Annotated in this window: 15 protein-coding genes and 1 riboswitch; of the genes, 10 read left to right on the forward strand and 5 right to left on the reverse strand. The window is 61.8% G+C overall.

Translation table 11 applies throughout. The annotated features are described in order from the left end of the window. Positions 1-236: 236 nt before the first annotated feature. Positions 237-1,586 carry a PQQ-dependent sugar dehydrogenase gene (locus V1283_RS34965; protein WP_334391146.1) on the forward strand — a complete coding sequence of 450 codons (1,350 nt, stop codon included), beginning with the start codon at positions 237-239 and terminating at the stop codon, positions 1,584-1,586. An 88-nt stretch (positions 1,587-1,674) separates the two neighbouring features. Here V1283_RS34965 and V1283_RS34970 read toward each other — a convergent pair whose 3' ends face one another. After that, entirely contained in the window at positions 1,675-2,781 is a 1,107-nt protein-coding gene (locus V1283_RS34970; RefSeq protein ID WP_334391147.1) for a 2'-deoxycytidine 5'-triphosphate deaminase, read from the reverse strand. 109 nt (positions 2,782-2,890) lie between these two features. Continuing rightward, a riboswitch (SAM riboswitch) is annotated at positions 2,891-2,970 on the forward strand. A 72-nt stretch (positions 2,971-3,042) separates the two neighbouring features. Between V1283_RS34970 and V1283_RS34975 the strand changes: the two genes are divergently transcribed. Beyond that, on the forward strand, positions 3,043-4,236 hold the full coding sequence (locus V1283_RS34975) for an O-succinylhomoserine sulfhydrylase (RefSeq protein ID WP_334391148.1): 1,194 nt from the start codon (positions 3,043-3,045) through the stop codon (positions 4,234-4,236). A 144-nt stretch (positions 4,237-4,380) separates the two neighbouring features. On the opposite strand, the gene V1283_RS34980 is transcribed toward V1283_RS34975, so the two are convergent. Genes V1283_RS34980 through V1283_RS34990 form a run of 3 tightly spaced genes read right to left on the reverse strand, consistent with a single transcriptional unit; the run spans position 4,381 to position 7,425 of the window. After that, a complete protein-coding gene (locus tag V1283_RS34980) occupies positions 4,381-5,415 on the reverse strand; it encodes an SGNH/GDSL hydrolase family protein (RefSeq protein WP_334391149.1) in 1,035 nt (344 codons plus the stop codon). A 13-nt stretch (positions 5,416-5,428) separates the two neighbouring features. Next, positions 5,429-6,187, reverse strand: coding sequence for an SGNH/GDSL hydrolase family protein (locus V1283_RS34985; RefSeq protein WP_334391150.1), 759 nt, complete (start codon positions 6,185-6,187; stop codon positions 5,429-5,431). Further along, positions 6,184-7,425, reverse strand: a complete 1,242-nt coding sequence (locus V1283_RS34990; RefSeq protein WP_334391151.1) for an OpgC domain-containing protein — start codon at positions 7,423-7,425, stop codon at positions 6,184-6,186. The genes V1283_RS34985 and V1283_RS34990 overlap by 4 nt, the downstream gene beginning before the upstream one ends. A gap of 233 nt (positions 7,426-7,658) precedes the next feature. Here V1283_RS34990 and apaG point away from each other — a divergent pair, with 233 nt between their 5' ends. Both apaG and V1283_RS35000 read left to right on the forward strand, forming a co-directional pair. Further along, positions 7,659-8,051: a Co2+/Mg2+ efflux protein ApaG gene (apaG, locus tag V1283_RS34995; RefSeq protein WP_334391152.1), complete on the forward strand. Its 393-nt coding sequence runs from the start codon at positions 7,659-7,661 to the stop codon at positions 8,049-8,051. 870 nt (positions 8,052-8,921) lie between these two features. Further along, positions 8,922-9,239: a hypothetical protein gene (locus V1283_RS35000; protein ID WP_334391153.1), complete on the forward strand. Its 318-nt coding sequence runs from the start codon at positions 8,922-8,924 to the stop codon at positions 9,237-9,239. A 370-nt stretch (positions 9,240-9,609) separates the two neighbouring features. Here the strand turns inward: V1283_RS35000 and V1283_RS35005 are convergent, their stop codons facing one another. Continuing rightward, positions 9,610-9,888, reverse strand: a complete 279-nt coding sequence (locus tag V1283_RS35005; protein WP_334391154.1) for a DUF1488 domain-containing protein — start codon at positions 9,886-9,888, stop codon at positions 9,610-9,612. A gap of 406 nt (positions 9,889-10,294) precedes the next feature. Here V1283_RS35005 and V1283_RS35010 point away from each other — a divergent pair, with 406 nt between their 5' ends. The 6 genes from V1283_RS35010 (at position 10,295) to V1283_RS35035 (ending at position 13,478) form a co-directional block, all read left to right on the forward strand. Beyond that, positions 10,295-10,579 (forward strand): hypothetical protein, encoded by a 285-nt coding sequence (locus V1283_RS35010; RefSeq protein WP_334391155.1) that lies wholly within the window; start codon positions 10,295-10,297, stop codon positions 10,577-10,579. 228 nt (positions 10,580-10,807) lie between these two features. Further along, positions 10,808-11,191 carry a response regulator gene (locus V1283_RS35015; protein WP_334391156.1) on the forward strand — a complete coding sequence of 128 codons (384 nt, stop codon included), beginning with the start codon at positions 10,808-10,810 and terminating at the stop codon, positions 11,189-11,191. 105 nt (positions 11,192-11,296) lie between these two features. Further along, positions 11,297-12,076: a sensor histidine kinase gene (locus V1283_RS35020; protein WP_334391157.1), complete on the forward strand. Its 780-nt coding sequence runs from the start codon at positions 11,297-11,299 to the stop codon at positions 12,074-12,076. A gap of 210 nt (positions 12,077-12,286) precedes the next feature. Next, positions 12,287-12,787, forward strand: a complete 501-nt coding sequence (locus tag V1283_RS35025; protein WP_334391158.1) for a hypothetical protein — start codon at positions 12,287-12,289, stop codon at positions 12,785-12,787. 58 nt (positions 12,788-12,845) lie between these two features. Beyond that, the gene (locus tag V1283_RS35030) at positions 12,846-13,217 is read left to right on the forward strand and encodes a signal transduction histidine kinase (RefSeq protein ID WP_334393288.1); all 372 of its coding nucleotides are present in this window, start codon (positions 12,846-12,848) and stop codon (positions 13,215-13,217) included. A 33-nt stretch (positions 13,218-13,250) separates the two neighbouring features. After that, a complete protein-coding gene (locus tag V1283_RS35035) occupies positions 13,251-13,478 on the forward strand; it encodes a hypothetical protein (protein ID WP_334391159.1) in 228 nt (75 codons plus the stop codon). Positions 13,479-13,529: the final 51 nt, after the last annotated feature.

Raw genomic sequence — 13,529 nt, forward strand, 5'->3', positions numbered from 1 at the left:
TCCCCGCACGTGGATTTGGTTCCACGGCGCGCCCGTTCCTAGCATGGCGGTGGGTGATTCCACGTGCGCAGGGTGCAATGGGGGCCTGCGGGATTGTGCAGCAGGGTCGCGCTCCGCCCCTCCACCTGAGCGCGAGGCGTGCCCCGGCAGCCATTTCACGCGGAATTCATGCGGCCCGTTACGAACGTTTGGGCCGGCATCGCATTGGTAAGACGACACCCCCAGGGAACCCCGTCATGCGCAAGAACATCCTCCTGGCAATATGCGTCGCCGCACTGGCGCTGCCGCTTGCCGCCTGTAACGACCCCAAGGAAACTTCGACCAACACCGCGACCGTGGCGCAGAGCTACGGTCCTTCGCCCAATCTGCCGCCGCCGGAACATTCATGGATCCCGACGGTCGATATCGCTTCGGTCAGCCGCTGGCCGGATGGCGCCAAGCCGATCGCCGCCAATGGCATGACGGTCAGTGCCTTCGCGACCGGGCTCGCGCATCCGCGCACGGTCTATGTGCTGCCGAACGGCGACGTGCTGGTCGCCGAGAGCAACGCGCCGCCCAAGCCGGACGACGGCAAGGGCATCAAGGGTTTTGTCTACAGGCAGGCGCAGAAATGGGCGGGGGCCGGGGTTCCGAGCGCCAACCGCATCACGCTGCTGCGCGACGCTGACGGCGACGGGGTAGCTGAAACCCGCAGCGTGTTTCTCAGCAACCTGAATTCACCGTTCGGCATGGTGCTGGTCGGTGAAGATTTCTATGTCGCCGATACCGATGCGATCATGAAATTCCCCTATCACGAGGGCGACACCAAAATCAGCGTGCCGGGCGTCAAGCTTGCGGATCTCCCCGCCGGCACGCTCAATCACCATTGGACCAAGGACCTCACCGCAAGCCCGGACGGCACCAAGCTCTATGCAACGGTCGGCTCCAACAGCAATGTCGGCGAAAACGGGGTGGAGGCCGAGAAGGATCGCGCGGCGGTTCTGGAAGTCGACCGTGCCAGCGGCCAATGGCGCGTGTTCGCCTCGGGCCTGCGCAACCCGAACGGTCCATCATGGAATCCGAAGACCGGCGAGCTCTGGGTCGTCGTCAACGAGCGCGACGAACTCGGCAACGATCTCGTTCCCGATTACATGACCTCGGTGAAATCAGGCGCGTTCTATGGCTGGCCGTACAGCTATTACGGCGATCACGTCGACACGCGCGTCGAGCCGCGACGGCCCGACCTGGTGCAGAAGGCGATGGCCCCGGATTATGCGCTCGGCGCGCATACGGCTTCGCTTGGCCTTACCTTCAACACCGGCAATCTGTTTCCGCCCGAGATGAAAGATGGCGCCTTCATCGGCCAGCACGGCTCGTGGAATCGCAAGCCGCGCGCCGGCTACAAGGTGATCTTCGTTCCCTTCAGGGACGGCAAGCCTTCGGGTGCGCCGCAGGACGTGCTGACCGGCTTCCTCAACGACAAGGGCGAGGCGCAGGGCCGCCCCGTCGGCGTGCGGCTCGACAGGCAGGGCGCGCTGCTGGTCGCCGACGACGTCGGCAACACGGTGTGGCGCGTGACGCCGGCAGCGAAATCGGCATCGCGGTGAAACGCGCGGACGGATGGATTGCTTCGCGGAGCCTGTCATCCGGCGCGCATTCGCGCGACCCGTTGGCTCGCAATGACGGGGAAACCGACTACACCCGGAAATGCTTGCTGAGCTTCAAGCCCTGTGCCTGGTAGTTCGAGCCGATGCGCTGGCCATACATGGCGGCGGGCCGCGACAGCATTTTCTCGTACACCAGCCGGCCGACGATCTGGCCGTGCTCGAGGATGAACGGCACCTCGCGCGAGCGCACTTCGAGTACGGCGCGCGCGCCCTTCCCGCCGGCGCCGGCATAGCCGAAGCCGGGATCGAAAAATCCCGCGTAATGCACGCGAAATTCGCCAACCAGCGGATCGAACGGCACCATTTCGGCGGCGTAATCCGGCGGCACCTGCACGGCTTCCTTCGAGGCAAGGATGTAGAATTCGCCGGGATCGAGGATAAGGCTGCCGTCTGATCGAGCCGGAATCGGCTCCCAGAATTCGCCGACGGCGTAACCGCCACGGCGGTCGATATCGACCACGCCGGTGTGGCGCTTGGCGCGGTAACCGACGAAGCCTGATGTGTTCGCGCCGGAGAGATCGACGGATAGCGCCACGCCATTGGCCAAATCTGCGTCGTCGATATCGACCAGCCGCTCAGCACCGTGCAGCGCGTCGAGCTCGTCGGCGTCGAGGATGGCATCGCCGGTGCGGAATCGCACCTGAGAGAGCCGGGAGCCCTCGCGCAGCAACACAGGAAACGTCTTCGGACTGATCTCGGCATAGAGCGGGCCGTGATAGCCGGCGCCAATCATGTCGAAGCGGCGGGTGCCGTCGGCGATCACGCGGGTGAAGACGTCAAGCCGCCCGGTGGAGCTCTTCGGATTGGCGGCCGCCACGATCGACGACGGCAGCGCGAGACTCTCCAGCAACGGCACGATGTAGACGCAGTTGGTCTCCAGCACCGCGCCGTCCGAGAGGTCGATCTCGTGGAGCTTCAACTCGTCAATGCGCTCGGCAACGGTGGCGCCGGGACCGGGCAGGAAACTCGCGCGCACCCGGTAGGCGATGTTGCCCAGCCGCAAATCGAGGCTCGCCGGCTGGATCTGGCTTTCGACAAAGGGATATTCCGGCAGGATCAGGCCCGCATCCGCCATCGCCGCGATCATGCGGTCCGGCAGAATCCCGTTGGCGTCGGGCGGAAGCGTGAACGGCACGGCGCGATCCTCAATACGGCCCAAAACTCATCCAAACCTCTTATATATGGGCTTTTAGGGGTTATCCGATGGCCGCCTTGACGGGAAGGGCGGGAGGTAATATCAGCATGACTTATCCCGTGGTGATTTGAGCCGGCCGGCTTGCAGCCACGTTAAATAAGTCGCTAAACAGGCCGGGGACACGTGTGATCCCGGCCTGTGGAAATTTTTCCAGGCCGGTTTTTTGTGACCATTTTCCAAGATGGTCACGGCGGAGGTCACATGTCTGAGACTACTTCTACCAAGCGTTATCGTCCCGAAACCCGGCTTGTCCATGGCGGCACGCTGCGCTCGCAATTCGGCGAGACGTCGGAGGCGCTGTTCCTCACCCAAGGCTATGTCTACGACAGCGCGGAGCAGTGCGAGGCCCGGTTCAAGGGCCAGGATCCCGGCTTTATCTACTCGCGCTATTCCAATCCGACGATTGAGATGTTCGAGCGCCGCATGATCGAGCTCGAAGGCGCGGAAGCCGCGCGCTCGACCGCGACCGGCATGGCCGCGGTGACGACCGCTATCCTCGCACCGCTCCGGGCCGGCGACCACGTGGTCGCTTCGAAAGCCCTGTTCGGCTCGTGCCTTTACGTGGTGCAGGATCTGTTGCCGCGCTACGGCATCGAGACAACGCTGGTCGACGGTCTTGATCTCGACCAGTGGCGGCGCGCGTTGCGGCCGAACACCAAGTCCTTCTTCCTGGAGAGCCCGACCAATCCGACGCTCGACGTGCTCGACATCCCGGCGATTGCCGAGATCGCGCACAGTGGCGGCGCACGGCTGATCGTCGATAACGTCTTCGCCACGCCGATCTGGCAGAGCCCGCTTTCGCTTGGCGCCGACGTCGTGGTCTACTCCGCGACCAAGCATATCGACGGCCAGGGCCGCTGCCTGGGCGGCATCATCCTGTCGTCGGAAGCTTTCATCACCGAGCACATCCACAACTTCATGCGCCAGACCGGGCCGTCGCTCTCGCCGTTCAATGCCTGGGCCCTGCTCAAGGGCCTGGAGACGCTTGGCGTGCGCGTGCGCGCGCAGACCGAAACGGCGGGCAAGGTCGCCGACGCGCTCGCGTCGCACCCGAAGATTTCGCGGCTGATCTATCCCGGCCGCGCCGATCACCCGCAGGCCGAGCTGGTGAAGAAGCAGATGCGCGCGGGCTCGACGCTGATCGGCTTCGAGGTCAAGGGCGGCAAGCAGGCCGCGTTCCGCTGCCTCAACGCGCTGCGGATCGCGCGCATCTCCAACAATCTCGGCGACGCCAAGAGCCTCGTCACCCATCCCGCGACCACGACGCATCAAAGGCTGACGCCGGAGGCGCGCGCCGAGCTCGGCATCAGCGAAGGCTTTATCCGCTTCTCCGCCGGGCTCGAGCATGTGGATGATCTGATCGAGGATTTTGCGGCGGCGCTGGAGAAGGCGTGAGCAGGTAACCGCAACACTATCGTCGTCCCTGCGAACGCAGGGACCCATAACCACAGGGCGTTGTGAGTTAGGCAAGGCGTCGACCACTGCCTCTAATTACTAGGGCCGCGGCGTATGGGTCCCTGCTTTCGCAGGGACGACGGTTCACATCGGCCGGTACGCCCGCACGTCGGCGGGCACGTTGACGCCGAGCTTGATCTGGCCGACCGACTTGATGATGTCGTCGCCGAGCAGTTGCGCGAAGCAGGCGTAGCCCCAGTCGCTCATGTGCAGGCCGTCGGCGATCACGAAATTCTCGATCGGGATCGACTGCTTCTCGTGCCAGTCTTTCATCACCGCAAAGCGCGGGAAAATGCCGACCTTGCGAAGCTCGGCGGTCTTGTTGAGCAGCGTCATCATCTTGCCGGCGCTCTCGGCGTGCTCGTTGATCCGCGGCGAATATTGCGGATCGATCAGCACGACGTCGGCGCCCGCTGCCTGAATGCGCGTGATGCCTTCCTCGACGAGTTTTGCCGTCTCGCCCGGATCGAGGTTGCGCAGCACGGCGTTGGTGCCGACCTGCCAGATCACCATGTCCGGATGCATGTCGATGACGGCGGTCTGCAGCCGTTTCATCATCTCCGGCGCGTCCTCGCCGCCCTTGCCGGCGTTAACGACAGAGATGTCGGCCGTCGGATATTGCCGGCGCAATTGCGCCGCGAGCCGGTTGGGATAGTTGAAATCCGGCGACGTCGCGCCATAGCCGGCGGTCGATGACGAACCGAAGGCGATGATCACCACCGGCTGACCCGCGACGAGCTTGCTGGCGACATGCGGCAGCGACCCCATCGATTTGGAGCCGCCCTTTGGCGGCAGGCACGGAACGCGGCTGAAGATGTCGCCGGCGGATTTAGCGACCTCCTTCACCTTGTCGATCGCCTTGCCGGTGATACCCTTCTGCGCGGCCGGATTGACGGCAACCGTCTGCGCGGCCTGCGGCGGGGCGCTTTCAGCGGAGGGCTTCTTTTCAGTCTTGTTTTCGGTCTTGGCGTGGTCGGACAGCGCCGCCTGCTGGGCGGTTTGTTGCGGGGCCGTCTCGGCGTGCAAGGGCGACACCGAGGCAGGCATCAACAGCGCCAGGCTCGCGGCAAAAAAGACGGTCGGCAATGTCGACAAACAAAAAGGGTAGTGACGGCTCATTAACGCTAGTTCCCTAATTCTGCTGCGCCTGACCGAGGCGGGCCGCATCGAGCACAAATTTCGACAGCGCGCGGCCGAGACAGGCATGAACACGTTTGGCCATGTCGGTGCCATGAACGGCACTGAACAGGTCAAAATTTCCGGCGTCGTTCCAGTGACGCATAATGGCGAAGCGGTCGAACAGCGGAACATCGTGCTGCTGCGCCGCCACGCGCATATTATCTAGGTATGGCGGCACAGAAATCATCGTCTCCGTGCGCGGGCTGTATTGCAGATTGATCAGAACCACATCGGTCCCCGCGTTTTGCAGCGCAGCAATCCCGTCGCCGACGGCGCCGCGAAAATCGTCGGGATCGACGGATCGCATAGCATCGACGGTTCCGGTCTGCCAGATGACCAAAGTAGGCCTTTTTGCTTCCACCAGCTTAACGAGGGTGGTGTCGGTTTCCTCCGCGCTTTTCCCGGGCTGTAGTTCTACGGATAGATTGATCGGGATCGAGGGCAGCTTCTCCTTCAGCGCGGCCTGCAATTGGGCGGGATAGGCGCTGTCGGCTGAAGCGGCGATGGTCGAGGAACGGCTGCCCACCACGAGGATGGTCAGCGGCCGGCCATTCTTGACGGCGTCGGCGACCTTCGGCAGCAGGCTTTCGGTGCTCAGGAGATAGGGCGGCACCTCACAGGTCTGGGGGGCATCCTCGGCACGCGCCAAACCGGTGGCCGCAAGGCCGGCGAGCAGGGACAGGGCCAGTACGGCTCCAGAACCGGGCCTCATACGCTCCCTCCCGCCATATCGGCATTGCCGCCCGTGCGCTTGGTCTTGGACGCATCTTTGTCGGCCGAATGCTTGTACCACGAAATCACCCACGCCACGCCCCACATGATGAGGATTCCGGAAAGGCTGACCAGGGCGTGCAAGAAGGCACCGCCGGAAACTTCGGCCAGCACGAAATGCCCTGCGAAGGCCAGGAAGACGCCGAGACAGAATATCTCAAGTGAATGCTGGCCACACAGGATCAATGGTCGCAGCCAGGGCGATTTCAGGCCCGACCAATCCCTGGGCAGGAAGCGCACGGTGAGCGCCGCCAGGGCCAGAAAATGGGCAAACCGCAGCACGTCCAGATCGGTCTTGGTGATCGGGTACATCCACTGTTCGAGCCGCTTCGGCATCAGAAAGCTGAGCTGCGGGATGTGCCAGGTCAACGTGACGAAGAATGCAAACGTCAGATAGGCGATACAGATCCACATCGTCACCGGCGACGACAGGATCCGCGACATCCGTGCGGCGCCACCCAGCGCGCACCAGGCGCCGAACACGAACAGCAACTGCCAGGCGAACGGGTTGAAGATCCAGAAGCCGCCGGGATAGGCCGTCAGGTACCAGTCGAACTGCCAGGTCAGCGCGTACAACAGCACCGAGAGGCCGAGCGACACGTCGGGCCGCCACTTCATCAGCCACAGGATGATCGGCAGAAACAGCATCAGCACGATGTAGAGCGGCAGCACGTCCATGTTGACGGGGCGGAAGCGCAACAGCAGCGCCTGGACGATGGTGACGTCCGGCTGCTTGAGAAAATCCATGATGCCCATTTCCTCGCTGTAGAGCGGGTTCTCGAAACGGGTCGCGACATAGGAAATTTCGGCGAGGAAGATCGTGAACAGGAACACATGCGCGACGTAGATCTGCCAGACCCGGCGCATGATCCGCGCGGTCGCCACCACGAAGCCGGCCTGCAGCATCGCGCGGCCGTAGACGAAGGCGGCGGTGTAGCCGGAGATGAAGATGAAGATTTCGGTAGCGTCGGAGAATCCGTAATTGCGGATGGTGAACCAGGTCAGGAAATTGGTCGGCAGATGATCGACGAAGATCAGCCACAGCGCCATTCCGCGAAACAGGTCGAGCCGCAATTCGCGCTCGCCGGCTACCGGCAGCGCAATCGCCGGCGCGGCGGGCGCCGCGGCCTTGCTATCGCTGAGAGGCGTTCCGGCAACTGGATCGGCAATGGACGACATCTGGCACCGTTAGTTTAGCTTTTACGCGTGCACGGTCCGGGGAAAGATAATATCGGGCCGCAACTTGCAGACAAGATACGCAAACAGATACGGGGCCGGACGCGCGCGGGTGCGCTCTAGAATGGAACTATGTTGAAACCGCGATCAAACACCCGGCAAACCCGGCGGGCCGGAGATTGTTCCCCCGGCATTCTTGGCTATGATACGGAACAGGATTTCCGAAAGCCGCCCGCATGTACCGCGCCGTCACCCGCCAGATCGAAGTCACCGTCGAGCCGAACTTCCTCCCCGAGCGCTCGTCGGTCGATCGCGGCCAGTATTTCTGGTCCTACACCATCGTCATCACCAATACCGGCGCCGAGACCGTGCAGCTCCGCACCCGCCACTGGATCATCACCGACGCCACCGGCCACAAGCAGGAAGTCCGCGGCGAAGGCGTGGTCGGCGAGCAGCCTGTGCTCGCGCCGGGCGAGCGCTTCGAATACACCAGCGGCGTGCCGCTGCCGACCGCGTCGGGCTTCATGACCGGGCGCTACCAGATGGTCAACGCAAGCGGCGAGCGGTTCGAGATCGACGTGCCGACGTTCTCGCTGGACAGCCCCGATAAGGGCCGGGTGTTGAACTGACGAGCGGCGCCGCTCTTTCCCCGTCATTGCGAGCGCAGCGAAGCAATCCATCTTCTCGCTTGTAGCCCGGATGAGCGAAGCGATATCCGGGGCGGTGTTAGAGTGGTCCCCCGGATGTCGCTTCGCTCATCCGGGCTACGGCTCCTGACACGATTTCGCGATCTCGCGGCAGATCTCGCCCGAGGTTTGCATCTTCGTTTGTCCCTCTTCGAAACAGAGGGCGCAGGGAAGACCGGGTGCTTGCTGCACCCGCGGTCTCGCGTGCGATTTGCGCAAACAAAACTGCACACGAGCATACAGGGCAGCGGGAGCATTCCGGCCTTCCCTGCGCAATGGCTTTACGACTTACTTCGTGCTCTTCCCGGAGAACGGCTTTTTTGCCTCCGTCGCCGGCGAGACAGATCCCGCCAACTTAACGCCAGCACCGCGGCGCCCGAACCACACGACTTCACCGTACGCTTAAGGCACGTACGTCTCGCGCCATTCACGTCCATCGCATCTCACCGCGCGTTCGTGACGATGGCCAACGCCCCTCATCCGCCGTGAGACGGGCGGAGATATGCGACTGATTTGCCCGACAAGTTAAGCGGAATATTTTTGTTTCTCGGGCTTGACACGATTTCGGAAAATCAGAAGTGATTTGCCCCGTCGTGTTATTGCGTTGCAGAATCTACGAACCGAGCAGAACTCGCAGGTCATTTCCACCTTTGTCGTCCCTGACCATCTCGGCAGGGTCCTTCGGCAAGAAGCTCTTCAGCATCGACGAGACCTCACCACGCGCGATGAGTGACAATTAATCGCCGGCGGCAGGAACCATTGCCCTACGATCCTATTGGCTTCCCGACACAACTCCTTTTGAAAAGAGACATTATGAAAAATCTCGCGATCTATCTGGCAGCGGGCGCAAGTGCGCTTCTCATGACGGCCGCTTCAGCCGCGCCGCTTTCCCCGAATGTATCAGCCGCTCCGGAGAGCAACATTCAAAACGTCCGCATGGTTTGCAATGAGGCAGGCCAATGCTGGCGCGCAGGTGGTGAACGCCGCGTCATTGTCCGTGAGCCCGGTGATTCATACGGATATGCTCCACGCGGAAAGCGTTATATCGAGCGCGGTGGTTATGGGAACGGTGGCGGCATCGGCATCCGCGCCCCCGGCGTCAGCGTCGGAATCGGCACCGATCGTTACTGAGAACGCCGACAACAGTCCGAATACGAGCAAAGCCGCGGAGAAATCCGCGGCTTTTTCGACTGCAAACTCGAATACGCCCGGAGCGGGTAGTCAGCCGGCATCAACCCGGCACTCCGACATGCGGCGCGCAACTTGCGCCGTTCTTCACAGGTGAGGGGCGTTTGCTCCCCGCAGCCGTTCCACGTACCAGAAGGCCCAGATCATAACGAACGAGAGAACGAAAAATGCTCCGCAGGCCAGGAAAGTCGGCACTGTACTGGTATCCATGACATCCTCCAGGGCTTGATCGCTTGCAGTTTCTGTTCGCGACGAACGAGCACCTGCCCGGTCTGTCACGTCGTCCCGGCTGACCACATCAAAAGTGTTCGTTTCAAAAATTTGCAGCGACCAGATCGTAAGATCCCCGGCCTCCACGGACGTAAACCTTGGCAGCGGCCGCGCATATCGCATCACGGTTGCGATCGAACACGTTCAGGAAACCGGACTCGTCTTGACGAGCATCTGGCTGAATTCGCCTCAATGCGCCTTCGTCGATGAAGAATGTCGCTTCCAGCGCGCTGTCGTGCCCCCAGAACCGCACGGCTCGCCGGGTCTGGTCATATGAGCGGCTATGATTTGGAAACTCAATCATGAGGTTGGGACCGATCAAACGCGCGCCGGCGAACCACCCGCCGCGTCGGCCTTTGCACGACCTGCACCGCGGTGTGTTCGATGGCCATTGGCTGTCCTGACCGGTGACACGCACACCGTTGCGACGTGCGGTTGGTCAATGTCGTTGACAAGATTTGGCGTGGCTAGGCTTCGCGCTGCCGCAAAGGCGATGCTGAAGCAATACGATCGCGCTGTCTCTCAAGTGGCTACTTGGTGTCGCATTACAAGGCTTGTCAGGTCCTGCGCCGAAAACAAACTACGATTGTTCTCGCTATTCGGCCGATGATCACTATATGGTCGATATCATCGCGCGCCCCTTGGCTGTTATCGGTGACTGAGAGCTTTGCGCTCCCGCCTAAACCCAAAGGCGGTCATATGCCGAATTCCAGATTCGATCTTCGTGAGTGGTTGGTACCCCCGGTATTGATGCCGATCTTTCTTGTGCTGCTGGTCGCCGCTGCGATGGTTATTCAATGGTGACCCGGCGTCGCGCAGTTTCACGGCAGAAAGAAACCCCATCGACGCTGGCTCGCGATCTGAACGCCGGGGCGGTCGCCGCCCTGGACGAGGCTCGCGAGATGCCGCCGGGGGATGAGCGCACCGAGGCGATTCACAAAGCAATGGCCTTTCGAAATGCCGCGGAGATCAACCAATTTCTCGGCCGCAAGCGCGGCGCGCCAGACCTGTGATGAGTGCGCTGGCGGGAGAACCGCCAAGCGAGTGACACGCAGGAGCAAGCAATCTAGCGCTCGCATCCGGTGAGCGCATTCCGCTGGCCGCGGGCTTAGTCTGTTGGCGGCGGTTTTATTGCGTCATTGTTGAGCCGGCGGGGATCATTTGGACAACGAGATGCTTGTCCCAGATGAACACCTATCCAGATCGATCGCCGTTCCCCGTTCCCCGCGAGCGCCGTTACGATGGTACTTGATCATTCATGCGTTCCCGCCGTCGTTCTCATTGTCGAGGACGAGATGGTGCTCCGCATGCGCGCGGTCGACATGGTGGAAGACGCCGGATACACACCACTCGAGGCGCTGGACGCGGCGGAAGCCGTTGCCATCCTGGAATCCCGATCGGACGTCGCGCTGATGTGCACGGATATTCAGATGCCCGGCCCAATGGACGGCATCGGACTTGCGCATGCCGTCCATGAGCGTTGGCCGACGATCAGGATCATCGTGGTATCGGGGCAATTGAACCTGCCGCACCTCGATCTTCCTCCCCGCAGCAGGTTTCTCGGCAAGCCGCTCAATGCCGGGGAAGTGATAGCCGAAATGCGTGACATGATCGGCTACGCCTGAGACGCCAGCAGTTTGACGCCTAATACGATCCAATCGCGTGATTGCGTACAAAACCGAGCCACCGAAGATCAGTGCGGTACCTAACCCATGGTGATACGATCAACGATGTCTGAAAGCGATCTCCGGACGGACCCGCGCCCCGCAAGCAAGGCAGCCCCATATCAGGACGAACTGGCGGCCGAAAACGTCAGCCTGAGGCTTCTGCTCGCGCAGGCCGAGATCAATGCGCAGAGTCTGCTGGCCACGGCCGGCATCGACGCCAGAGAGCGCGAAGCGGCCGACAAGCTGCAGAGGCTGATCCTCGAGGAGCTGCACCACCGCATCAAGAATACGCTCGCAACCGTCGGCGCCATCGTCTCGCAAAGCCTGCGCGACCTGCCCGAAGCCAAACACGCACAGCACGCCATCGAGGGCCGGCTGCTCGCGCTCGGACGTGCGCACGATTTGCTTTTGCAGGCAAGATGGAGCAGCGCGAACCTTGGCACGATCGTCCGCAGCGCTACCGAAGCCTTCGACAATCCCGACGAGCCGAAATTCTCGATTTCGGGACCCGATATCCGGATGACGTCGGGCGCCGTTATCGCCATTGCGATGACGCTCAACGAGCTCTGCACCAACACCACGAAGTTTGGCGCCCTGTCGGTCCCGCAAGGGCGGGTCGACATCAACTGGACGCTGGATCAACAGGCGCAGCGCCTGCGCCTTACATGGACCGAGAGGAATGGTGCGGCCGTCCGTCCGCCCAAACAGCGCAGCTTCGGGACACGGCTGATCGAGACGCTTGGCAGGCAACTCCGGGGCGACGTGCGGCTGACCTATGAGCGAACCGGATTCGTCTACACATTCGACGTGCCGATGGCTTCTTTGACTTCGGTGTCGGCATAAGCCCGTATTCGGGCATTGCGGAAGCCAAATCGCAACCGCATTCGTTCGGACCGCTACGATCTGTCAGGAACGACTTTTGCCCCGCGATTGATGACGTGGTGATTTGTCACCGGAGCTCGTTATTCGACCCCTTGATCCCCATATACAGCTCCATCCTCGTCAACCGGAATCGGTCGGATTGCGCGGAGACTTCCAACGAAAGGACGCGGCATGTTTAGACCTCAGCAGCACCGCGAAAAGGCCGCCGCATACGGCGAACTGATCAAGCATTCGAGCGATCAGGGCGAAAACGACGAACTTCAGAAACTAAGGGATCGCCACTCAGCGCTCGCCGATAACGAGCAGGGACTGGCTGATGACTACGACAGCGCCGTGAACGCTGCGGAACAGAATCGCGCTCGCGGCCTGGCCCTTGCGGCCGAAGAGGAGCACGTCTTGCGATGTCTCGGCGCGGCCGTCATCATGCAATGGAACGCGCTTCCGAAGACGCTGCAACGCGAGATCTTCGACACCGCCGGATCGGTCGGAAAATTATTGGAGACGGCGGCGCTCCGCGGGCAGATCGCCCGATTTCTGCACAAGCACAAAAACGATGCCGGCCGCAAAAATGTACCCGCGGCGGATGCGCATCACGACGCAAAATCAGGCGCTGCGGCGTTGTCGCGATGGGACGATGAGGGAGGCGCAGTCCCCGACGGACTGCCGAGATGAACCAACGTCGGCAACAGGAGGATTCCCCATGTCGCCTAAAAATATGTCACGTAAAAACATGTCACTGACAAAATTCGGCATCGATGACGGCCCGCACAACATGGACGGGCTGCGGGTTCTCGCGCGGGACGGAGCTGAACGGGTCGAAGCGTTCATCGGCCGCAAGGTGATGGACGTCTGGGTCGAATCCATCGAGCACCGGGGAGCACGACGGAGTCTGTTCCGCGATCAGTACAACGCGTTGGGCAAGCGCAATCTTGCTGCGATCGAGCGGATCGTGAACGCGAAATACCAGCGCGGCGCCGCACTCAACCGCCAGCATCCCTATGTCGAGGTGCTGTTCTCGGATATCACGGAAAGCGGCGAGGCCCTGGATCTCGGCGGCCTCGTACGCATGCCCTTGCCGCCGGAGTTTCTCAGGCTGGGTTGAGTCGTTATCACAGCAAATCCGAATGACCCCATGATGAAAAAACCTGTCCTCACAATTGACGAACCCGAGCCGAAAAAAGCGATACGAGCCGACCGGCCTCCGACCGAGGGCTTCGTGACGGTTGTCGACGGCCACTTCAAGTCGGAGTTTGACACTGCCGAGGCAGCCGAAACGGCGGCGCGGAAATTGAAGTCGGCTTACCCGATGCTCCAGATCGAAATCTATGATGCGGCCAACATGGTCCGCACATTGTTGAGCTAGACCGTCATACCCGGCGAAATAGTAAGGTGAGCAAAGGCGCGTTGCGCCGTG

The sequence above is a fragment of the Bradyrhizobium sp. AZCC 2262 genome (genome assembly GCF_036924535.1).
GTDB lineage: Bacteria > Pseudomonadota > Alphaproteobacteria > Rhizobiales > Xanthobacteraceae > Bradyrhizobium.

Excerpts from the sequence above, each read along its gene's own strand:
- V1283_RS35000 (WP_334391153.1), top strand. The coding sequence starts at position 8,922 with ATGAAAAATCTCGCGATCTATCTGGCAGCGGGCGCAAGTGCGCTTCTC.
- V1283_RS34965 (WP_334391146.1), top strand. The coding sequence starts at position 237 with ATGCGCAAGAACATCCTCCTGGCAATATGCGTCGCCGCACTGGCGCTG.
- V1283_RS35030 (WP_334393288.1), top strand. The coding sequence starts at position 12,846 with ATGTCACTGACAAAATTCGGCATCGATGACGGCCCGCACAACATGGAC.
- V1283_RS34975 (WP_334391148.1), top strand. The coding sequence starts at position 3,043 with ATGTCTGAGACTACTTCTACCAAGCGTTATCGTCCCGAAACCCGGCTT.
- apaG (WP_334391152.1), top strand. The coding sequence starts at position 7,659 with ATGTACCGCGCCGTCACCCGCCAGATCGAAGTCACCGTCGAGCCGAAC.
- V1283_RS35020 (WP_334391157.1), top strand. The coding sequence starts at position 11,297 with ATGTCTGAAAGCGATCTCCGGACGGACCCGCGCCCCGCAAGCAAGGCA.
- V1283_RS34980 (WP_334391149.1), bottom strand. The coding sequence starts at position 5,415 with ATGAGCCGTCACTACCCTTTTTGTTTGTCGACATTGCCGACCGTCTTT.
- V1283_RS35035 (WP_334391159.1), top strand. The coding sequence starts at position 13,251 with ATGAAAAAACCTGTCCTCACAATTGACGAACCCGAGCCGAAAAAAGCG.
- V1283_RS34985 (WP_334391150.1), bottom strand. The coding sequence starts at position 6,187 with ATGAGGCCCGGTTCTGGAGCCGTACTGGCCCTGTCCCTGCTCGCCGGC.
- V1283_RS35025 (WP_334391158.1), top strand. The coding sequence starts at position 12,287 with ATGTTTAGACCTCAGCAGCACCGCGAAAAGGCCGCCGCATACGGCGAA.
- V1283_RS34990 (WP_334391151.1), bottom strand. The coding sequence starts at position 7,425 with ATGTCGTCCATTGCCGATCCAGTTGCCGGAACGCCTCTCAGCGATAGC.
- V1283_RS35015 (WP_334391156.1), top strand. The coding sequence starts at position 10,808 with ATGGTACTTGATCATTCATGCGTTCCCGCCGTCGTTCTCATTGTCGAG.